At 70.7% G+C, this 21,191-nt stretch carries 18 protein-coding genes; 1 reads left to right on the top strand and 17 read right to left on the bottom strand.

All coding sequences use genetic code 11. The features are described 5' to 3' along the window. Window positions 1-8: 8 nt before the first annotated feature. The 3 genes from hisD to dnaE form a co-directional block, all read right to left on the bottom strand. Window positions 9-1,340 carry a histidinol dehydrogenase gene (gene hisD / locus M4I32_RS10295; RefSeq protein WP_319034406.1) on the bottom strand — a complete coding sequence of 444 codons (1,332 nt, stop codon included), beginning with the start codon at window positions 1,338-1,340 and terminating at the stop codon, window positions 9-11. 18 nt (window positions 1,341-1,358) lie between these two features. Further along, window positions 1,359-2,363 (bottom strand): hypothetical protein, encoded by a 1,005-nt coding sequence (locus M4I32_RS10290; protein WP_319034405.1) that lies wholly within the window; start codon window positions 2,361-2,363, stop codon window positions 1,359-1,361. A gap of 103 nt (window positions 2,364-2,466) precedes the next feature. Then, window positions 2,467-5,934, bottom strand: a complete 3,468-nt coding sequence (dnaE, locus tag M4I32_RS10285) for a DNA polymerase III subunit alpha (RefSeq protein WP_413466812.1) — start codon at window positions 5,932-5,934, stop codon at window positions 2,467-2,469. Window positions 5,935-6,075: 141 nt separating this feature from the next. On the opposite strand from dnaE, the gene M4I32_RS10280 reads away from it, so the two are divergent. Next, window positions 6,076-6,546 carry an NUDIX hydrolase gene (locus M4I32_RS10280; RefSeq protein ID WP_319034403.1) on the top strand — a complete coding sequence of 157 codons (471 nt, stop codon included), beginning with the start codon at window positions 6,076-6,078 and terminating at the stop codon, window positions 6,544-6,546. Window positions 6,547-6,563: 17 nt separating this feature from the next. Here the strand turns inward: M4I32_RS10280 and M4I32_RS10275 are convergent, their stop codons facing one another. From M4I32_RS10275 to M4I32_RS10210, 14 genes are all read right to left on the bottom strand, one after another. Further along, window positions 6,564-7,484, bottom strand: a complete 921-nt coding sequence (locus M4I32_RS10275) for an RluA family pseudouridine synthase (protein WP_319034402.1) — start codon at window positions 7,482-7,484, stop codon at window positions 6,564-6,566. A 7-nt stretch (window positions 7,485-7,491) separates the two neighbouring features. Further along, window positions 7,492-8,163: a signal peptidase II gene (lspA, locus tag M4I32_RS10270; RefSeq protein ID WP_413466810.1), complete on the bottom strand. Its 672-nt coding sequence runs from the start codon at window positions 8,161-8,163 to the stop codon at window positions 7,492-7,494. 3 nt (window positions 8,164-8,166) lie between these two features. Next, window positions 8,167-8,775 (bottom strand): DivIVA domain-containing protein, encoded by a 609-nt coding sequence (locus tag M4I32_RS10265; protein ID WP_319034401.1) that lies wholly within the window; start codon window positions 8,773-8,775, stop codon window positions 8,167-8,169. Window positions 8,776-8,914: 139 nt separating this feature from the next. After that, window positions 8,915-9,220: a YggT family protein gene (locus M4I32_RS10260; RefSeq protein ID WP_319034400.1), complete on the bottom strand. Its 306-nt coding sequence runs from the start codon at window positions 9,218-9,220 to the stop codon at window positions 8,915-8,917. Window positions 9,221-9,270: 50 nt separating this feature from the next. Next, window positions 9,271-9,741: a cell division protein SepF gene (locus tag M4I32_RS10255; RefSeq protein WP_319034399.1), complete on the bottom strand. Its 471-nt coding sequence runs from the start codon at window positions 9,739-9,741 to the stop codon at window positions 9,271-9,273. A 34-nt stretch (window positions 9,742-9,775) separates the two neighbouring features. Then, window positions 9,776-10,474, bottom strand: a complete 699-nt coding sequence (locus tag M4I32_RS10250; protein WP_319034398.1) for a YggS family pyridoxal phosphate-dependent enzyme — start codon at window positions 10,472-10,474, stop codon at window positions 9,776-9,778. A 2-nt stretch (window positions 10,475-10,476) separates the two neighbouring features. After that, window positions 10,477-11,640 carry a cell division protein FtsZ gene (ftsZ, locus tag M4I32_RS10245; RefSeq protein ID WP_319034397.1) on the bottom strand — a complete coding sequence of 388 codons (1,164 nt, stop codon included), beginning with the start codon at window positions 11,638-11,640 and terminating at the stop codon, window positions 10,477-10,479. A gap of 288 nt (window positions 11,641-11,928) precedes the next feature. Beyond that, window positions 11,929-12,879: an FtsQ-type POTRA domain-containing protein gene (locus M4I32_RS10240; RefSeq protein WP_319034396.1), complete on the bottom strand. Its 951-nt coding sequence runs from the start codon at window positions 12,877-12,879 to the stop codon at window positions 11,929-11,931. 140 nt (window positions 12,880-13,019) lie between these two features. After that, the gene (murC, locus tag M4I32_RS10235; RefSeq protein WP_319034395.1) at window positions 13,020-14,510 is read right to left on the bottom strand and encodes a UDP-N-acetylmuramate--L-alanine ligase; all 1,491 of its coding nucleotides are present in this window, start codon (window positions 14,508-14,510) and stop codon (window positions 13,020-13,022) included. 227 nt (window positions 14,511-14,737) lie between these two features. Next, a complete protein-coding gene (locus M4I32_RS10230; protein ID WP_319034394.1) occupies window positions 14,738-15,811 on the bottom strand; it encodes a UDP-N-acetylglucosamine--N-acetylmuramyl-(pentapeptide) pyrophosphoryl-undecaprenol N-acetylglucosamine transferase in 1,074 nt (357 codons plus the stop codon). Window positions 15,812-15,918: 107 nt separating this feature from the next. Continuing rightward, window positions 15,919-17,121 carry a putative lipid II flippase FtsW gene (gene ftsW / locus M4I32_RS10225; RefSeq protein ID WP_319034393.1) on the bottom strand — a complete coding sequence of 401 codons (1,203 nt, stop codon included), beginning with the start codon at window positions 17,119-17,121 and terminating at the stop codon, window positions 15,919-15,921. Then, window positions 17,078-18,643, bottom strand: coding sequence for a UDP-N-acetylmuramoyl-L-alanine--D-glutamate ligase (gene murD / locus M4I32_RS10220; RefSeq protein ID WP_319034392.1), 1,566 nt, complete (start codon window positions 18,641-18,643; stop codon window positions 17,078-17,080). Before murD ends, ftsW begins: the two co-directional genes overlap by 44 nt. Before the next feature lie 13 nt (window positions 18,644-18,656). Further along, window positions 18,657-19,769: a phospho-N-acetylmuramoyl-pentapeptide-transferase gene (gene mraY / locus M4I32_RS10215; protein WP_319034391.1), complete on the bottom strand. Its 1,113-nt coding sequence runs from the start codon at window positions 19,767-19,769 to the stop codon at window positions 18,657-18,659. Beyond that, window positions 19,766-21,178 (bottom strand): UDP-N-acetylmuramoyl-tripeptide--D-alanyl-D-alanine ligase, encoded by a 1,413-nt coding sequence (locus M4I32_RS10210; protein ID WP_319034390.1) that lies wholly within the window; start codon window positions 21,176-21,178, stop codon window positions 19,766-19,768. Before M4I32_RS10210 ends, mraY begins: the two co-directional genes overlap by 4 nt. Between the last annotated feature and the right edge of the window lie 13 nt (window positions 21,179-21,191).

Below are 21,191 nucleotides of genomic sequence, written 5' to 3'. Positions count from 1 at the left end.
TGGTGCTCTCAATCGTCGGATGCCGCAGCAGCGACACGATCGCCGTCGCCCGCGAAGCGCGCGGTCACGGCTTCGCCGTGCGCCGGGAGCGCCTCGGCCTGCGCGAGGGCGACGATCGCGTCGGTGACGTCGGCGAGGGCGCCGCGGTCGTAGGTCACGATCTGCTGCGGGCGGAGGAAGGTGTGGGCGCCGAGGCCGGACGCATATCGCGCCTGTCCCCCGGTCGGCAGCACATGGTTGCTGCCCGCCAGGTAGTCGCCGAGACTGACCGGCGAGTGCGCGCCGAGAAAGATCGCACCGGCATCCGTGAGAACGGGCAGCAGGGCTTCGGGATCGGCGGTCAGCACTTCGAGGTGCTCCGGCGCATAGGCGTTGCTGAAGGCGGCCGCGGCTTCGAGGTCGTCGACGAGCACGAGGGCGGATTGGATGCCGTCGAGCGCGACCGCCACCCGCTCGGCATGACGCGTACCCGGCACACGCTTCTCGAGCTCGCGCGCCACCGCCTCGGCCAGGGCGGGGGCGTCGGTGACGAGCACCGCACCGGCCTGCTCGTCGTGCTCGGCCTGGCTGACGAGGTCCGCGGCGACGAGCCTCGGGTCGGCCGAGGCGTCGGCGATGATCAGGATCTCGGTCGCGCCGGCCTCGGAGTCGGTGCCGACGGATCCCGCGACGTGCCGCTTGGCGGCGGCGACGAAGTTGTTGCCGGGCCCCGTGACGACATCGACCGGCTCGAGCTGCAGCCCGGGCACGCCGTGGGCGAGGGCGCCGATCGCGCCCGCTCCCCCGATGGCGTAGACCTCGTCGACGCCGAGCAGGCCCGCTGCCGCGAGGATCGTCGGGTGCACGCGCCCGTCGGGCCGTTGCGCGGGAGACGCCAGGGCCACGGAGGCGACACCCGCGACCTGCGCGGGCACGACGTTCATGACGACGCTGGAGGGGTAGACCGCCTTGCCACCCGGGACGTAGACCCCGACGCGCCGCACGGGCTGCCAGCGCTGCGTCACCCGGGCGCCGTCGGCCAGCTCGGTGACGGCGGGCGGCGGCACCTGCGCCGCCGAGGCCCGTCGCACGCGGGTGATGGCGCTCTCGAGCGCCGCGCGCACGGCCGGGTCGAGGCGCTCGACGGCCTGGTCGATCTCGTGCCGCGGCACGCGGATGTCGTGCCCCGACACGCCGTCGAACCGCTCGGCCTGCGCCCGCAGTGCCGGCTCGCCGCGATCGCGCACGTCGGCGACGAGTTCGCCCGCCACCTCGAGCGCGTTCTGCCGCGCCTGCGCGGCGCGGGGCACCAGGGCGGCGGCATCGCGCGCGGTGGTGCCGCGCAGGTCGATCGTGCGCATGGGTCTCGGGCTCTCCGCTCAGCCGCGCGTCACGCCGGACACGTCGTAGAGCACGCCCACGCGGCCGTCGTCGTGGCGCACCACGAAGCTCGAGCCGCGGTCTGCGACGACGAGCGCCCAGGCCGTCGGCCCGATGCGGAACAGCGGCTGGCCGGTCTGTTCGTCCACGACGTCGCGCTCGACGGGCACGAGCGCCCAGAACGGCTGGTGCGAGACCGTCTCGGGTTCGGGTGCGGGGGCGGATGCCGCCGGGTCGGCGTCGACGGGACCCTCGGCGGGTGCGTAGCCCGACCGCGCGTACGCCGGCGCCCACGTCTGCTCGTCCGTCGCTGCGGCCGGGGCGGGAGCATACGGATCGATCGGGTCGACCACGCCCGTCTCGTCGTCATCGGCTGCGGGCGCAGAGTCATCCCGATCCTCGACCGGAGCGGGCTCCGGCCGCGGGCGGGCGACGACCGGCCGCACTGCGCGGGCGTTGCGGTGCGCGGGCGCCTCGGGGCGTGCGCGGAAGTCCTCGTCGAAGGGCGCGATGAACGGCGCGAAGACCGAGAAGAAGACCAGGGCGAGCATGGCGAAGAATTCGACCCACACGACCCATGTCGTCAGCCAGGGTCCGCCCGGGGCGACGGTCGCGACAGTGCTCCAGATGTACTCGAGCCAGATCACGGCCGAGACCGAGAAGGCGACCGAGGCGAACTGGTCGACGCCGAGCGAACCCACCCGACGGATGCCGTCGGGCGAGAACCGGCGCAGCACGATGAGGAACACCGCGACCGTCGGCACGCCGATCGTGAGGATCCAGTCGATGCCCGACGTCCACACGGACTGGAAGCCGCGGTCCCAGACGGAGAAGAACGACACCACGAACGCGATCACCCAGGCGCCCAGGATCGCGACCTCGCGGATGGTGAAGGGACCCACGCCGTACTGCGGGGCGGCGCCGGTGGCGGCAGGCTCGTTCGCCGCGGACTCGTGCGTCGTCCCGGGTGCGGTGTCGGATGCGTCGACGTCGTTCTCGGTCACTGTCGTCCCCTTCCTCGGGCGCGGAGGCGCCGTGCCCCAGCTTACCGCCGAGGCCCTCGTGTGACGACGTCCGGCGCCGCGCCGGCGCCGCGGGATGCAGGTGTCAGTTGCCCAGGCAGTTCGGGCCGAGCAGCGACTTGAGCTCGCCGTAGAGGTCGGCGCTCACGCTGACCCGATGGGGCACCTCGAACACCTTCGCGACCTGCCCCTTCGTCAGCTTGATGCGCACCTCCCCGGTGCCGCGATGGCGGGTGAGCATGTCGCCGAGGTGCGTGATGACGGCCTGCGTCGCGCGCTGTTCGGGGATCACGAGGTCGAGCGTGCTCGAGGTGTCGACCGCGTCGACGGCCGGCACCATGGCCGAGACGGCATGCAGGTTGAGGCCGTCGTCGCGGCGCGAGATGCGCCCGCGCACGACGAGGATCGAGTCGGCGACGAGCATGGACTGGTACTCCTGGTAGGTCTTGCCCATGAACATCACGGTCACCTCGCCGTCGAAGTCCTCGACCGTGATCATGCCGTAGGGGTTTCCGCTGGTCTTCGCCACCCGGTGCTGCACGCTCGTGACCAGACCGGCGACGGTCACCTGGTCGCCGTCGGCGAGATCCTCGGCCGTCAGCAGCGAGTTGATCGAGAGCGAAGCGTGCTTGGCCAGCGCCACCTCGAGCCCGGCGAGCGGGTGGTCCGAGACGTACAGACCGAGCATCTCGCGCTCGAACGCGAGCTTGTCCTTCTTCGTCCACTCGGGCCGGTCGGGCACCTTCATGTTGGCCTGCGGCTCGTCCCACAGGCTGTCGAAGTCGAAGCCGACCTCGCCGTTGGCCTCGCGCCGCTTGTCGAGCACCACCTGCTCGGTCGCGTCCTCGTGGATCTCGAGCAGGGCACGCCGGGTGTCGCCCATCGTGTCGAACGCGCCGGCCTTGATCAGCGATTCGATCGTGCGCTTGTTCGCCACCGGCAGCGGCACGCGCTGGAGGAAATCGTGGAACGAGGTGAACGGGCCGTCCTCGCGGGAGGCCACGATCGCGGCGACCACGTTGGCGCCGACGTTGCGCACCGCCCCCAGCCCGAAGCGGATGTCTTCGCCGATGGCCGCGAAGTACCGGATCGACTCGCTGACGTCCGGCGGCAGCACCTTGATGCCCATGCGTCGGCACTCGTTGAGGTAGATCGCGAGCTTGTCCTTGGAGTCGCCGACGCTCGTCAGCAGCGCCGCCATGTACTCGGCGGGATAGTGCGCCTTGAGATACGCCGTCCAGTACGACACGAGCCCGTAGGCGGCGGTGTGCGCCTTGTTGAACGCGTAGTCCGCGAAGGACTCCAGCACCTTCCAGAGCGTCTGCTGCGCGGCATCCGAGTATCCCCGCTCGGTCATACCGCCGAAGAAGATCTCCTGCTGCTTGTCGAGCTCGGACTTCTTCTTCTTTCCCATCGCGCGGCGCAGCAGATCGGCCTGCCCGAGCGTGTAGCCGGCCACGCGCTGAGCGACCGCCATCACCTGCTCCTGGTAGACGATCAGGCCGTAGGTGGTGTCGAGGATGTCGGCGAGCGGCTCGGCGAGCTCGGGATGGATCGGCTCGATCTCCTGCTGGCCGTTCTTGCGCATCGCATAGTTGATGTGCGAGTTCACGCCCATCGGTCCCGGCCGGTACAGGGCCAGGACGGCCGAGATGTCTTCGAAGTTGTCGGGCTTCATCAGCCGCAGCAGCGAGCGCATGGGCCCGCCGTCGAGCTGGAAGACGCCGAGCGTGTCGCCGCGGGCGAGCAGCTCGTACGAGGGCGCGTCGTCGAGGGTGAGGTCCTCGAGGATCAGCGGGCTGCCGCGGTTGGTCTCGATGTTGTCGAGCGCGTCGTTGATGATGGTGAGGTTGCGCAGCCCCAGGAAGTCCATCTTGATCAGACCGAGCTCTTCGCAGGACGGGTAGTCGAACTGCGTGACGATCTGGCCGTCCTGCTCGCGGCGCATGAGCGGGATGATGTCGATGAGCGGGTCGCTCGACATGATCACGCCGGCCGCGTGCACGCCCCACTGGCGCTTGAGGTTCTCGAGACCGACCGCGGTGTCGAACACGGTCTTGGACTCGGGATCGGTCTCGATCAGGGTGCGGAACTCGGATGCCTCCTTGTACCGCGGATGCTGCGAATCGAACATCCCCGTCAGGGGCATGTCCTTGCCCATCACCGCCGGCGGCATCGCCTTGGTCAGCTTCTCGCCCATGCCGAAGGGGAACCCGAGCACCCGGCTGGCGTCCTTCAGCGCCTGCTTGGCCTTGATCGTGCCGTACGTCACGATCTGCGCGACGCGCTCGTCGCCGTACTTCTCGGTGACGTACTGGATGACCTCGCCGCGACGTCGATCGTCGAAGTCGACGTCGAAGTCGGGCATCGACACCCGATCGGGATTGAGGAAGCGCTCGAAGATCAGGCCGTGCTTGAGCGGATCGAGGTCGGTGATCCCCATCGCGTAGGCGACCATCGAGCCGGCGCCCGAGCCGCGCCCCGGACCCACGCGGATGCCGTTCTTCTTCGCCCAGTTGATGAAGTCGGCGACGACGAGGAAGTACCCCGGAAAGCCCATCTGCACGATGACGCCGGTCTCGTACTCGGCCTGCCGTCGCACGTCGTCGGGCACACTGCCCGCATAGCGGACCTGCAGACCCCGCTCGATCTCTTTGACGAACCAGGACTCCTCGTTCTCCCCGTCGGGGACGGGGAAGCGCGGCATGTAGTTGGCACTCGTGTCGAACTCGACGTGGCAGCGCTCCGCGATCAGCAGGGTGTTGTCGCACGCCTCCGGGTGATCGCGGAAGAGGTGGCGCATCTCGGCGGCCGACTTCAGGTAGTAGCCGTCGCCGTTGAACTGGAACCGCTTGGGATCGTCGAGGGTCGTCCCGGACTGCACGCAGAGCAGCGCCGAATGGCTCTTCGCGTCGTGCTGATGCGTGTAGTGCAGGTCGTTCGTGCCCACGAGCGGGATGTCGAGCTCCTGCGAGATGCGCAGCAGGTCGCCGATGACGCGGCGTTCGATCGACAGGCCGTGATCCATGATCTCGACGAAGTAGTTGTCTTTGCCGAAGATGTCGCGGAACTCGGCCGCGGCCGCCTTGGCCGCGTCGTACTGCCCCAGGCGCAGGCGCGTCTGCACTTCACCCGACGGGCAGCCCGTCGTCGCGATGAGGCCGGCGCTGTACGTCTGCAGCAGCTCGCGGTCCATCCGCGGCTTGAAGTAGTAGCCCTCCAGGCTCGAGCGAGACGCGAGGCGGAAGAGGTTGTGCATGCCCTGAGTCGTCTCCGACAGCAGGGTCATGTGGGTGTAGGCGCCCGACCCCGAGACGTCGTCGTCGGACTGGTCGGGGCTGCCCCACCGCACACGGGAGCGGTCGCTGCGGTGGGTGCCGGGGGTGACGTAGGCCTCGAGGCCCACGATCGGGTTGACACCGGCGGACTTCGCGGCCTTGTAGAACTCGAACGCCGCGAACGTGTTGCCGTGGTCGGTCACGGCGACCGCCGGCATCCGCTGGTTCACCGCCTCGTCGACGAGCGAGCCGATGCGCGCGGCACCGTCGAGCATCGAGTATTCGCTGTGCGCGTGCAGGTGAACGAAGGAGTCTGCTGCCACCCGTCCACCCTACGTCGGCGCGTCGACATGGCGAGCTCGACGTCCCGGGTCCGCGGCGTTCGAGAGGGGCGCCGGCGCCGCTATCGTGGGCGGATGCCGACTCCCGAATTCGTGCTCGAACTGCGCAGACACGTCGGGCACGCCCCCCTTCCGATCGTGGGAGTCACCGCGGTCATCCTCGACAGCGATCAGGTGCTGATGGGGCGGCGCAGCGACACCGGCGCGTGGGCGCCCATCTCGGGGATCGTCGACCCGGGCGAGGAGCCCGCCGCGACCGCGCGCCGTGAGGCCCTCGAGGAAGCCGGCGTCGAGATCCGCGTCGAGCGCCTCGTCTCGGTGCACCAGGTGCCCCGCATCACACACGTCAACGGCGACCAGGTCGACTACCTCGACATCGCCTTCCGATGCACGTGGGTGTCGGGCGCGCCCTGGCCCGCGGACGGCGAGCTGACCGAGCTGCGGTGGCTGCCGCTCGAGCAGGCGCTCGCGGCGGCCTCGGCCGGCAAGCGGCGCGCGATAGAGCTCGCGGTGGCGGGCCCGGCGGAGGCGTTCTTCGAAGCCTGACCGCATCCGCGCACGGGTCAGTCGATGCGGAGCGTCGCGAGTGCGTGAGCCAGGTCGGTCGGGTAGGGCGAGAGCACCCGCACCGGCTCGGACGTGATCGGGTGCGCGAAACCGAGCTGGCGGGCGTGGAGCCACTGCCGGGTGAGACCCAGCCGGGCGGCCAGGCGCGGATCACCGCCGTAGAGCGGGTCGCCGACGCACGGATGCCGGTGCGCGGCCATGTGCACGCGGATCTGATGCGTACGGCCCGTCTCGAGCTGGATCTCGAGCAGCGATGCGCCCGGGAAGGCCTCGAGCGTCTGATAGTGCGTGACCGAGTCCTTGCCGTCCGGGGTGACGGCGAACTTCCACGAATGCGACGGATGCCGGCCGATGGGCCCCTCGATCGTCCCCGCGAGGGGGTCCGGGTGTCCCTGCACCACCGCGTGGTACACCTTGTCGACCTCGCGCTCCTTGAACGCCCGCTTGAGTGCCGTGTACGCCCGCTCGGTCTTCGCCACCGCCATCAATCCGCTCGTGCCGACGTCCAGACGGTGCACGACCCCCTGACGCTCGGCGGCCCCGCTGGTCGCGATGCGGTAGCCGGCCGAGGCGAGAGCGCCCAGCACCGTGGGCCCCTCCCAGCCCAGGGACGGGTGCGCCGCAACGCCCGCGGGCTTGTCGACCACCACGACGTCGTCGTCGTCGTACGCGATCGACAGATCGGGCACCGCGGTCGGGACGATCGTGGGCTCGTGCTTGGGCTCCCACTCCACCTCGAGCCAGGCGCCGGCGACCACCCTGTCCGACTTGGCCAGCGGCCTCCCGTCGAGGCTCGCGCCGCCGGCGGTCACGACCTCGGCCGCGAAGGTGCGCGAGAACCCGAGCAGCTTGGCGAGGGCGGCATCCACCCGCTGGCCGTCGAGGCCGTCGGGAACGAAGAGGGAACGAGACTGCATGCGTCGATCAGGCCGCGTTCGTCGATCCGTCAGCGGCGGGTGTGTCCTTCTGCCTGGCACCGTCGCGGCCGGCGGCCAGACGGCCTGTCTTGCCGCCCTCGGCATCGTCTCCGCTCTCGCGCCGGTCGCGGGTGCCGTTCAGATGGATGCCGACCAGGATGAGAAGCGCGATCGCGATCATGTCGCCGACGATGAAGATGTCGGCGACGTTGTAGACGGCGGGCATCATCCACGGCGTCGAGATGAAGTCGACGACGTGACCCACCGGAAAGCCGGGATCCCGGAACAGTCGGTCCGTGAGGTTCCCCAGCACTCCGCCCAGCAGCAGACCGAGCGCCACGGCCCAGAGGCGCGAGCGGACGCGAGTGATCATCAGCACGATGATCGCGAGGGCGACGACCGCCAGCGCGATCGTGAAGATCCACGTGACGCCCTCACCGAGCGAGAACGCGGCGCCCGGGTTGAACACGAGCACGAAGACGAGCGCATCGCCCACGACCTGAACCGGATCGCCGGGCTCGAGCGCGGCGAGGGCCCACTGCTTGCTCGCCTGGTCGGCGGCCAGCACCACCACCGCGAGGATCGTGATGATGGCGACGGCCGCCGCCGGGCGAAGCTGCGGCCTCGCCGCCGACGGCCCCCTGCGGGACTGGTCGGAAGCGGGGCGCGCGGCGTTCAAGGCCTAGAGGCCGACAGCCGAGACGGGCGTCGAACCCGAGCTCGAGCCGCTCGAGTCCAGGTCACGCAGCTGACCCTCGATGTAGGTGCGCAGCTGCGAGCGGTAGTCGCGCTCGAACTGACGCAGCTCGGAGATGCGACCCTCGAGCGTCTGGCGCTCCTTCTCCATGCGGGCCGTGGCTTCGCGCTGCTTGGCCTCGGCCTCGGCGACGATGCGCGAAGCGGTGGCCTGCGCTTCGGAGACGAGCTTGTCGCGCTGGGCGACACCTTCCGACACGTGCTCGTCGTGCAGGCGCTGGGCCAGCTCGATGATGCCCGCGCTCGTGGCCGTCCCGGTCGCGTCGGTGGACGCCGCCGGCTGCGCGGCGGGCTGCTCCGCCGGCTTCTCGGCGGGCTTCTCCGCTTCGGGCTCGGGCGCGGCCGCCGCGGCGGGCGTCTCACCCGACTCGTACGCGGCGAGCTTCGACTTCAGCTCTTCGTTCTCGGCGATGGTCTTGCGCCATTCGACGACGATCTCGTCGAGGAAGTCGTCCACTTCTTCGGGGTCGAAGCCCTCTTTGAATCGGACGTGCTGGAACTGCTTGGTGACAACGTCATCGGGGGTCAGGGCCATGGGATCCGTCCTCTTCATTTCTCGTGGTCGGTGTCGTGGCGCCCCGCGGGCGCAGCCTGTCTCAGCATAGTCGAGCGCCCTGTCGGGCGCATTTGGCCCCGCGCGGCGCCGCCCTGCGCGTGGGGTGGGCGTCGGCGGCTCACGCCATCAGCGCGATCGTGCGGGTCACGCTCAGCAGCACGAAGCACAGCAGCATCGTGATGGCGAAACCCAGATCGATCGCGACCGGCCCGATACGCAACGGCGGGATCAGACGCCGGAAGAAGCGGATCGGCGGATCGGTCACGGTGTAGACGATCTCGGCGGCGACGAGTCCCGCACCCTTCGGCCGCCACTCGCGATTGAAGATCGGGATGTACTCGAGGATGAGCCTCCCGAACAGCACGAAGATGTACAGAAGAAGAAGGCCGTTGACGATCGACGCGATGAGCCCCAGCAGTTCCACCCCTTCAGCCTACGCGTGCGCGGGGGTTGCCTCGCGCACGCGCAACGCTTCTACGCCTGCGCGAACGCCGGTGCCGCTTCGGGGTCGGCGTGTGCGATGCCGCCGTCACCCGAGACCGCCACGTGCTCGGGCGAGAGCAGGAAGACCTTGCTCGTGACGCGCTCGATGCGGCCGTGCAGGCCGAGCGAGAGACCGCTCGCGAAATCGACCAGACGCCGGGCGTCCGCGTCGCTCATCTGCGAGAGGTTGATGATCACCGGCACTCCCTCACGGAAGTTCTCGGCGATGACCTGCGCGTCGCGGTACTGCTTGGGGTGCACGGTGAGGATCTCCGAGAGACCTCCCGTGGCGGGCTGCTTCACCGCCGTCGGACGGCGGAGAGGGGTCACCGTGGCGCCGCCCTTGGGGGTCTCGACGGCCTGCATGCGAGACTGCGAGGTCTGCTGCGGGGTGTCGTCGATGATCTCCTCCTCGTCCGCGAGGCCGAGATACACCATCGTCTTCTTGAGTGGGTTCGCCATCGCATCCTCCGTGTTGGCTCGTCTGTTCTCGAGGCTACGCCCGGGTCGGGCGGTTGCCGGTGATTGCGGTTCCGATCCGCAGGTGTGTCGCGCCGGCGGCGAGCGCCTCGGTGAAATCCCCCGTCATTCCGGCCGAGATCCATTCCGCCTCGGGCACGATGCGGCGCACCTCGGCGGCGTATCCGGCCAGACGCTCGAAGGCGGATGCCGGGGGCTCGTCGAGCGGCGCGACCGCCATCACGCCGCGCAGGCGCAGGGTGCGGCATCCGGCCACGTGCTCGGCCAGCGATGCGATCTGGGCGGGTTCGGCGCCGCCGCGCGCCGGGTCATCCGTCAGGTTGATCTGCAGCAGCACGTCGAGCGGGGCGACCTCGGCCGCATCCCCCTCCGCCGCGTCGAGCGCGTCCGCCAGGCGGGCGCGATCCACCGAATGCACGACGGATGCCGCTCGGCGGATCGCGCGCGCCTTCTTCGTCTGCGCCTGGCCCACGAAGTGCCAACGCACGTCGAGGTCGGCCAGCTCGGCGTGCTTGGCTGCAAGCTCCTGCTGCCGGTTCTCGCCGACGTCGCGCACGCCGAGTTGCGACAGCTCACGCACGAGCGACGCCGGATGGAACTTGGTCACGACGATCCGCGTGACGCCGCCCGGGTCGCGGCCCGCCGCGCGTGCGGCATCCGCGATGCGTCGGTCGACCTCGCGCAGACGCTCGGCGAGCGGCGAGGACTGCGACACCGCTACTTCAAGAAGTCGGGGATGTCGAGGTCATCGTCGCCGAACGCCGACTCCAGGCCCTGGTTCTCGGGCACGATCGGCGCGCTGACCGAGCCGACCGACACCCGCTCGCGCGGCGCCTCGACCCTGGGCTCGCGCTCGGCCGCATCTTCGGGGTCGACCGCCGGAAGCGCCGGCGCCTGCCGGGTGGCCGTCACTGCTTCGACCTTCGGCAGCGGCTCGCCGCCGTCGAATCCCGCCGCGATGACCGTCACGCGCACCTCGTCGCCGAGCGTGTCGTCGATGACGGTTCCGAAGATGATGTTCGCCTCGGCGTGTGCAGCCTCGCGCACCAGCTGCGCGGCGTCGTTGATCTCGAAGATGCCGAGGTTCGACCCGCCCTGGATCGACAGCAGCACGCCGTGCGCGCCCTCGATCGAGGCCTCGAGCAGCGGCGATTCGACCGCGAGTTCGGCGGCCTTGATCGCCCGGTCGGCACCCCGCGCGGAGCCGATGCCCATGAGTGCGGACCCGGCCCCCTGCATCACGGATTTCACGTCGGCGAAGTCGAGGTTGATCAGGCCGGGCGTGGTGATGAGGTCGGTGATGCCCTGCACACCGGCGAGGAGCACCTGGTCGGCCGTCGCGAAGGCCTCGATCATCGAGATGCCGCGATCGCTGATCTCGAGCAGGCGGTCGTTCGGCACCACGATGAGGGTGTCGACCTCTTCTTTCAGGCTGGCGACGCCGGTCTCGGCCTGCGTCTGGCGACGACGGCCCTCGAACGAGAACGGCTTGGTGACGACACCGATGGTGAGCGCACCGATCGACTTGGCGATCTTCGCCACGACCGGAGCACCCCCGGTGCCTGTGCCACCCCCCTCGCCGGCGGTGACGAACACCATGTCGGCGCCGCGGAGCGCCTCTTCGATCTCTTCGGCGTGATCCTCGGCGGCGCGGCGGCCGACCTCGGGATCGGCGCCGGCGCCGAGCCCGCGGGTGATCTCGCGACCGACGTCGAGCTTGACGTCGGCGTCGCTCATCAGCAGCGCCTGCGCATCCGTGTTGATCGCGATGAATTCCACGCCGCGCAGGCCGAGTTCGATCATGCGGTTGACGGCGTTGACGCCACCACCGCCGACGCCGACGACCTTGATCACCGCGAGGTAGTTCTGGTTCTGGCTCATGTCGGCCTCCGTGTCCCCGTACCTGCTGCTAAACCTTCAACCTCAAGTAGAGGTATAAAGAAATGCCCGGTATGCATTTCGTTGTTCACACGCTAAGCGGCCGCCGGGCGGGCGGGCGCAGGCGCGCGGGCGTGTCGCGGCATCCGCTCGCACCGACTTCGCCAGCCTCTCCCCGGTGCGGCTGCACTCTTCGGCGGCGGCGCCAGGAATTTCTGCCGCCGGCGCCGAAAACTGCCGCCACAAGGGATGACGCGTACGGGCGGCGGATGCGGGCGCGCGGGCTGGAGGTCAGCTGATGATGATGGCGTCGGGCGACGAGACGTCGTAGACGCGCACGTCCTCGGGCGGTCGCGCCTGCATCGCGGTCTCGAGCACGAGGGCCTTCAGGGGCGTCTCGTCGACCGCGCCCCACACCACGTCCGTGGCCGTGCCGCCCAGCGTGAGTGTCACATCGTCGCGGGTCGTCGCACGCACCCGCGTGACGCGCTCGCGGATGTCGGCGGGAAGCGCCCGCATCACGAGCCCCACGGATTCGAAGGCGTCGCCCCCGCGCCCTCCGCTGACCTCCAGCACGGGCCGCCCCTCGGGCACGTCGGGCGTGGTCGAGAGGACGACACCGGCGGCATCCACGAGCGTCCATCCCGCCGCCGTCTCGAGCACGCCGATGGGCGTGCGCTCGACGATGCGCACGACGAGCTCGTGCGGCGGCTGCGCCTCGAGCGTGTACGACTCCACGAGCGGGAACGCCACGAGGGCGGCCTTGACCTCGCTGGCGTCGACGAGCGGAAGCGGCCGGCCGACCTGACCTGCAAGCGCCTCCTCGAGCGTCTCGGCGGGAAGCGTCGAGGCCCCGACCACGCTCACCCGCTCCACGGCGAACAGCGGGCTGTAGGCCGCGCCGACGCTGCCGACCACGAGCACGACGACGGCGGTCGCCGTGACCGACCAGACGATGCGGCGGCGCCGCGCTCGGCCCGTGAAGCGCCGCACCTCGCGGCGCAGCGCCCGCCGGCGGGCCCGGGCGGCGCGCCACACGTCGCGCACGCGCATCGGTCCGTCCTCCGCAGCACGCGGCTCCTCGGGCGGGGACGAGCGGACGGATGCCGCCGGAGGGCCCGCGGCGGACGCGCTGTGTGCGAGCCGGTCGTGCATCCACGGGATGCCGGCGATATCGAGGCGATCGGTCTGGTGGCTCCCCGTCGTCTCGTCGCCGGCCGGCTCCCCCGCGACGTCGCTCACGCCCTCCGCTGTATCGAGAGGGCCGGCATCCGCGAGCGCGGAATCGGGGCGCCGTTCGTGCTCAGCCTCCCGCCCCGGCTCCGACCCGCGCTCGGGCTCCGGGGGCGGGGCCGACGCGGGAAGCGGCGGGGGCCGACGCATCACTGCCCCGCGGCGCCTGCGGCGGCGGGACGGAACGGGGCGTCACCGGGCAGGCCTTCACCGGGCAGGCCTTTACCGGACAGCCCTTCGCGGGACAGGCCTTCGCGGGAGAGGGCGCCGAGCACCTGCGGGATGATGCGATAGACGTCGCCGCAGCCGAGCGTGACCACGAAGTCGCCCTCACGCGCGACGTCGGCGACGTGCTCGGCCGCCCGCTGCCAGTCGGCGACGTAGTGCACGCGCTGCGGATCGCGGAAGTCCGCGCTCACGAGCTCGCCGGTGACGCCCGGGATCGGATCCTCGCGGGCGCCGTACACGTCGAGGACCACCGTGTGGTCGGCATGCTGCTCGAGCACCTCGGCGAACTCGCGATGCATCGCCGCCGTGCGCGAGTACGTGTGCGGCTGGTGCAGCGCGATGATCCGGCCCTCGCCGATCACGGTGCGGGCGGCGGCGAGCGCCGCAGCCACCTCCGTCGGGTGGTGCGCGTAGTCGTCATAGACGCGCACACCCCGCTCCGTGCCGTGCAGCTCGAAGCGGCGCACGGTGCCGGCGAACTCCTCGAGGGCGCGCACCGCGGGTTCGAGGTCGTAGCCGAGCGTGAGTAGCACGGCGATCGCGCCGGTCGCGTTGAGCGCGTTGTGCGCCCCCGGCACACGAAGCCGCCCGCGCACGGTACGGCCCTGGTAGGTCACGGCGAAGGCGACGGGACCCTCGGCGACGATGTCGCTGACACGCACGTCGGCGGCGGCATCCGCACCGAAGGTCACCACGTTCGGGTGGGCGAGGCGCGCGGCGATGCGCAGCGCCCCGCGGTCGTCGGCCGCGATGACGACGGCCTCGCGCGCAGCGTCGGCGAAGCGCACGAACGCGTCGTCGACGGCCTCGTCGGTGCCGTAGTGATCGAGGTGGTCGGGATCGACGTTGGTGACGAGCGCCACCGAGGTGTCGTAGAGCAGAAAAGTGCCGTCCGACTCGTCAGCCTCGACGACGAAGAGGTCGTCGACACCGGGGCCGCTCGAGACCCCCAGCTGGGCGATCACTCCGCCGTTCACGAAGCTCGGGTCCTGCCCCAGCGCCTGCAGCGCCGTGACGAGCATGCCCGTCGACGTGGTCTTGCCGTGGGCGCCCGCCACCGAAACCAGCCGCCGTCCCCCGATCAGCCAGTGCAGGGCCTGGGAGCGGTGGATCACCGGCATCCCACGCTGCTTCGCCGTGACGAACTCGGGATTCTCGGGCCAGATCGCGCCCGTGTGGATCACCGTGTCGGCGTCGCCCAGGTGCCCCGCCTCGTGCCCGACGTGCACGCGTGCGCCGAGCGCCGCCAGCTCATGCAGCGCGGGGCTGTCGGCGCGGTCGGAGCCGGAGACGCGGATGCCGCGCGCGAGGAACATGCGCGCCAGCCCCGACATGCCGGAGCCGCCGACGCCGATGAAGTGGGCCGCCTCGATCCGCTCGGGGATCGGCAGGCTGAGGTCGGGTCTGATCATGGCGTGACAAGTGTAGGTCGGGCCGCCCTGTGCGATCGCCTGACCCGCGGGGAACGCCCGGACGCTCCGCGGGACCGCCCGCGCTCCCCGCCGGCGCTCCGCGCCGGCGCTCCGCTGCCGCAGAACGCTGTGTCGCGCCGCCCAGGGAGCGGTTCGCGACAGCCGAACGCCAGCGGGCGCCGCACAGCGACCGGTTCGCGACGGCGCCGATGCGCGCAGGAGCCGCGTCAGCGCCCGAGCGCCTCGTCGATCAGCGCGATCACGTTCTCGGTGCCCGACCGGGTGCCGACGCGCTCGGCCGCCGCGCGCATGCGCTCCAGCCGGGCGGCATCCTGCAGCAGAGGCACCACGTCCGACCGCACCCGGTCGGGGGTGAACGCGGCATCATCGATCAGCAGGGCGGCCCCGGCTTCGACCGACGCGGCGGCGTTCAGACGCTGCTCGCCGTTGCCGACGGCGTAGGGCACGTACACCGCCGGGATGCCGAGGGCACTGATCTCGCTCACCGTCGCCGCCCCCGCGCGCGAGACGATCACGTCGGCGAGGGCGAACGCCAGATCCATGCGGTCCTCGTAGGCGCGCACGACGTAGCCGGGCACGTGCGGGTCCTGGCCCTCCCACCGGCTGCCGGTGACGTGCACCAGCTGATACCCGGCCGCGAGCACATCGGCGTACGCCCCCGCCAAGGCCTCGTTCAGGCGCTTGGCCCCCAGCGATCCCCCGAAGACCAGCAGCGTCGGGCGCGCGGCATCCAGCCCGTAGTGGGATGCCGCCTCCCGGCGCAGGCCCACGCGATCGAGGTCGACGATCTCGGGGCGCAGCGGCATGCCGACCACGCGCGAGCGCCGGAGCGGGGTGCCGGCGAACGCGACCCCGACGCCCGCCGCTCGGCGCGCGCCGAGCACATTCGCCAGGCCCGGCCGGGCGTTCGCCTCGTGCACGATGAAGGGCACCCGCTCGCGTCGGGCGGCCACGTAGGCGGGGGCGGACGCGTACCCGCCGAAGCCGACGACGGCATCCACGCCCCGTGTGCGGATCATCCCACGGACGGCGGCGACCGCGCGTCGGAAGCGCCAGGGGAAGGATGCCGCCTCGCGGCCGAGCCGGCGCGGGAACGGCAGACGCTCGATCGTCAGCAGCTCGTATCCGCGCAGCGGCACCAGCCGGGCCTCGAGGCCCTCCTCGGTGCCGAGCACGAGCACCTCGTCGCTGCGACCGCGCGCACGGAGCCCGTCGGCCACCGCGAGCAGCGGGTTGACGTGCCCCGCGGTGCCCCCGCCGGCCAGCAGATACGTCGTCACCCTGGCGAGGCTACCCGCCCCGCGCGGGGCGAGGACAATCGCGCGGGAGGAGGATTCAGGAGCCGCGAGAGTCCTCGCGGCGCGCCATACTCCTCGCGCCGCGCCGATCAGCCGCGCGCGCGCATGGGGAGCGACCGCGCGAACGAGAGCAGCACGCCCGAGGCGATCAGCACCGACAGCAGCGATGTGCCCCCCTGCGACATGAACGGCAGCGGCACGCCGAGCACGGGGAAGACCCGCAGCACGACGCCGATGTTGATCAGGGCCTGACCGACGATCCAGACGGTGATGCCGCCCGAGACGATCCGCACGAACCGGTCGTCGGTCTTGCGGATGACGTGGAACGCACCCACCGCGAACAGGGTGAACAGCAGCAGCACCAGCACGGCCCCGATCAGGCCGAGCTCCTCGCCCACGATCGCGAAGATGTAGTCGTTCGCCGCGGCGGGCAGCCAGTCGTACTTCTCCTTGGAATTGCCCAGGCCGAGGCCGAACACGCCCCCGCCGGCCAGCCCGAACACCCCGTGCAGGGGCTGGTAGCAGTCGTCGAAGTAGTCGCAGTTCGGGTCCATGAAGCTCATGATCCGGCGCAGGCGGTTGGGGCTCGCGACGGCGTAGTACGCCACCACGGCCGCGCCGAGCAGCAGCGGGATGATGAAGATGCGCAGTCGCACGCCCGAGAAGAACAGGCCACCCAGCACGATCAGCACGAGGATCATGGCCGTGCCCAGGTCGCGCCCCGCCATGACGGTCGCGACCACCGCGATCGCGACGGGCACGAGCGGAATGAACACGTGGCGCCAGAGCCCCAGCAGGGTCTGCTTGCGGTAGAGCACGTAGCCGACCCACAGCGCCAGGCCCAGCTTGAGGAACTCCGCCGGCTGCACGGTGTAGCCGGCGATGCCGATCCAGTTGCGGTTTCCGTACACCTCGATGCCGAGCGGGGTGAACACCAGCAGCTGGAACAGCACCGTCAGGATCAGCAGAGGCCACGCCACACGCTTCCAGAACCGGATCGGAAAGCGCGAGGCGATGAACATGAGGGGGATGCCGATGACGGCGAACACCCCCTGCTTGAGCAGGGCGTCGAAGGGGCTCTCGCCCAGGGCCGTCGAGGTCGCGGTGGTCGCCGAGAGCACCATGACGAGGCCGAAGCCCGTGAGCAGGATCGCGGTCGACGCGATCAGGTAGAACTCGCTGGGCACCGGTGCGAACACCTTGCCGAGCGAGACGCGGGCGGCGAGGCCGCGGCGACCGTCGCCGTCGTCAGCCGGACCCGGGTGGGGCCTGGTCGGCGTCGATGTCGCCATCGCCCTCCCCCGTCCACGTCGTCTGGATGTGCGCACGCACGGCGTCTGCGAACCGTGCGCCACGCTCGGCGTACCCGCCGAACTGGTCGAAGGATGCCGCGGCGGGAGCCAGCAGCACGGTGTCTCCCGTCGAGGCGATGCCCGCCGCCAGTTCGACGACCTGAGCCATGACGTCCTCAGTCTCATCTGCGGTCACCTCGAAGACGGGGACCGCGGGGGCGTGTCGGCCGAACGCGTCCACGACATCCGCCCGCTCGACGCCGATCACGATCGCCGCTTTGGCGCCGGTGCCGCGCTCCCGCACGAGCGGGGCGATGTCGACGCCCTTCAGCACACCGCCCACGACCCAGACGGCTCCCGGGTACGCGGCGAGCGAGGATGCGGCGGCGTGCGGGTTGGTCGCCTTCGAGTCGTCGACCCACGTGAGCCCGGCGTGCACGGCCACCACCTCGATGCGGTGGGGGTCGAGCCGGAAGGACTCGAGGGCGTCGCGGATGGCGGCCGGTGCGACGCCGACCGCACGCGCGAGAGCGGCCGCGGCCAGGATGTTCGCGACGATGTGGGGCGCGCCCAGTCCCTGCCGGCGCAGTCGCTCGACCGTTGTGATCTCGAGAGCGCTCGAGCGCCGCTCGGCGAGGAACGCGCGGTCGACGAGAATGCCCTCGACGAGCCCGAGGTCGCTCGGACCGGGCACGCCCAGGTCGAAGCCGATCGCGCGCGCGCCCTCGATGACCTCGGCGTCCTCGACCATCTCGCGCGTCGCGGCATCCGCCTTGTTGTAGACGCACGCCACCCGGGTGTTGCGGTAGACCCCTGCCTTTGCGCGACGATACTCGGCGGCCGAACCGTGCCACTCCAGATGGTCGTCGGCAAGATTGAGGCAGACGGATGCCGCCGGCTGGGGCTGCCCCGCGGACGCCGAGAGCGACAGGTACCAGAGCTGGTGGCTCGAGAGTTCTACGACGAGCACGTCGAAACCGGCCGGGTCGCGCACCGCGTCGAGCACCGGCACGCCGATGTTGCCGCACGGCGCGGCGCGCATGCCGGCCGACGCGATCATGGTCGCCGCCAGCCGCGTGGTCGTCGTCTTGCCGTTGGTGCCCGTGACGAGGATCCAGTCGGCCGGCGTGCCGTCCGCCCTCGGGACCTTGTCGCGCACGCGCCAGGCGAGCTCGACGTCTCCCCACAGCGGCAGACCACGCTCGGTCGTCCACTGCACGAGCGGATGATGCGGCGCGAACCCCGGGGACGCGACGACGAGCTCGGGGTCGAAGTCGACGAGCTCGTCGGTCAGTTCGCCCAGGTCGCCGAGCCGCAGCCGCGCACCGATCACCGGCACCAGCCGCGAGTACTCCTGCGCCGCGTCCTCGCTGACCACGAGCACGTCCGCGCCCAGCTCCGCGAGCGTGTCGGCGACCGAGAATCCCGTCTGGGCCAGCCCCAGGACGGCCACGCGCAGTCCCTTCCACTCCGCGTGCCAGCTCGTCAGCAGATCGAGCCGGGTGGATGCCGCATCCGTCATCTCTTCGGCCCCGTCACGACGCGCTCGCCAGCCACTCGACGTAGAACAACCCGACGCCCGAGACGGCCAGCATCCCGGCGATGATCCACATGCGCACGACGATCGAGACCTCCGACCAGCCGCGCATCTCGAGATGATGATGCAGCGGACTCATCAGGAACATGCGTTTGCCGCGCGTGAGCTTGAAGTACAGCCGCTGCAGGATGACCGATCCCGAGGCGATGACGTAGACGCCCGCGACGAGGATGACGAGCAGCTCGGTGCGAGTGAGGATCGCCATCGCGGCGACGACCCCGCCGATGGCCATCGAGCCCGCGTCGCCCATGAACAGCTGCGCCTTCGGGGCATTCCACCAGAGGAATCCGACGAGCGCCCCCACGAACGAGGCCGAGATGATCGCCAGATCGAACGGATCTCGCACGTCGTAGCAGGCCTGGAGGAGTGCGGGCGCGGGCCCCACCCCCGTGCACACCTGGTTGAACTGCCAGAACGCGATGAGGCTGTAGGCCCCCACGACGAAGATGCCCGACCCTGCCGCGAGGCCGTCGAGACCGTCGGTGACGTTGACGCTGTTCGACGAGGCGACCCCGATCAGCGACAGCCAGGCCAGGTAGAGCAGCCAGCCGAGGATCGGGCCGAGCGCCATGAACGACAGCACGGGCAGGTCGCGGAAGAGCGACACGTAGGCGCTCGCGGGAGTCTGATCCCACTGGTTCGGAAAGTTCAGCGCCGCGATGCCGAACGGCACGGTGACGAGGATCTGCCCGACGACCTTGGGCCATCCCTCGAGCCCGAGACTTCGCTGACGCCGGACCTTCATGTAGTCGTCGATGAATCCGACCGCGCCGAAGCCCACCATCATCCAGATCACGAGCAGGGCGGACACCGTCGGAGGATTGCCGCCCGTGTACGCGCCGATCAGGTACCCGACGATCGTTCCCGCGATGAAGATGGTGCCGCCCATCGTGGGCGTGCCGCGCTTGGCGGCGTGGGAGGGGTTGCGGATGTCCTCGGGGGTGCGGATCACCTGACCCCAGCCCCATTGCCGGAACAGGCGGATGAAGACCGGGGTGAGGAACAGGGTGAAGGCGAGCGAGATCGCCGCCGCTGTCAGGAGTGATCTCACGAGAACGATTCTCCCAGACGGTCCCCGAGGTGCCGGAGCCCCGCGGCGTTGGAGGACTTGACGAGCACACGGTCGCCGTCGCGCAGTTCGCCCCTCAGGTACGCGAACGCCTCGTCGGCGTCGGCGAAGAACACGGCCTCGCCGTCCCACGATCCCTGCGCGATCGCCTCGAGGTACATGCGTCGCGCGTCGGCGCCGATGATCACGATGCGCTGGATGCCGAGGCGCACGGCGAGCAGTCCGATGCGGTCGTGCTCCTCCTCGGCGTACTCCCCCAGCTCGCTCATCGCTCCGAGCACCGCGACGGTGCGCTCGCCGGGCTCGGTGATCTGCGCGAGCGTGCGCAGCGCGGCCTTCATGGAGTCGGGGCTGGCGTTGTAGGCGTCGTTGATGATGCGCACGCGCGGGGAACCCATCACCTGCATCCGCCAGCGCTCCGCGAGCTCGACGGTGCCGAGCCGTTCGACGCAGGCCGACAGGGTGACGCCGATCCGGGTTGCCACGGCGATCGCCGCAAGCGCGTTCATGACGTGGTGCTCGCCGAGCACGCGCAGACGCAGCGGCGCCGAGACCGGACCGACGTGAACCGTGCACGAGGTGCCGTCGGCATCCACGATCACGTCTGCGGCACGCACGTCGGCCGATGCACCCAGCCCGAACCAGCGCACCTCGGCGCCCCGGTTGCGTGCGATCTCTGCCATCCCAACGACGCGGGGGTCGTCGACGTTGAGCACGGCGGTACCGCCGGGACGGATGGCGGCGACGAGCTCGCTCTTGGCCGCCACGGTGCGCTCGATGCCTCCGAAACCACCGGCGTGAGCCATGCCCACCATCAGCACCACGCCGATGTCGGGCGTCACGAGCCCGGCGAGCCGGGCGATCTCGCCCGGCGCACTCGCACCGAACTCGTTGACGAGATACCTCGTGTCGTGCGTGACCCGGAGCATCGTCAGCGGCGCGCCGACCTCGTTGTTGAACGAGGCGACGGGCCAGATCGTCTCGCCCTCGTCGACGAGGATGCGGGCGAGCAGGTTCTTCGTGGTGGTCTTGCCGTTCGATCCGGTGACGCCGACGACGGTGAGGGCGCCCCCGTCGCGCACGCGCGCGACCACGTGCCGCGCGAGGTCGGCGAGGGCGTGCACCACGCTCGGCACGACCACCTGCGTCACCTCGACATCGACGGGATGTTCGACGAGGGCCAGGGCCGCGCCGCGCTCGACCGCCGCCGGCACGAACAGGTGACCGTCGGTGTGCTCCCCCGGCTTGGCGGCGAAGACGCCGCCCGGGCCGATCGCGCGGGAATCGGTGTCGACGGCGCCGTCGATCACACTGTCGGGCGTGTGGGCGCCGTGCGGGCGCAGCGCACCGCCCGTCACGCGGGCGATCTCCGCAAGGGTCAACGCGATCATCGACGTCCCTTTT

This window comes from Microbacterium sp. LRZ72 (assembly GCF_033792225.1).
In the GTDB taxonomy this organism is placed as follows: domain Bacteria; phylum Actinomycetota; class Actinomycetes; order Actinomycetales; family Microbacteriaceae; genus Microbacterium.
Note: the sequence above shows the minus strand (reverse complement) of the source record. Positions and strands in the feature narration are given on the sequence as shown.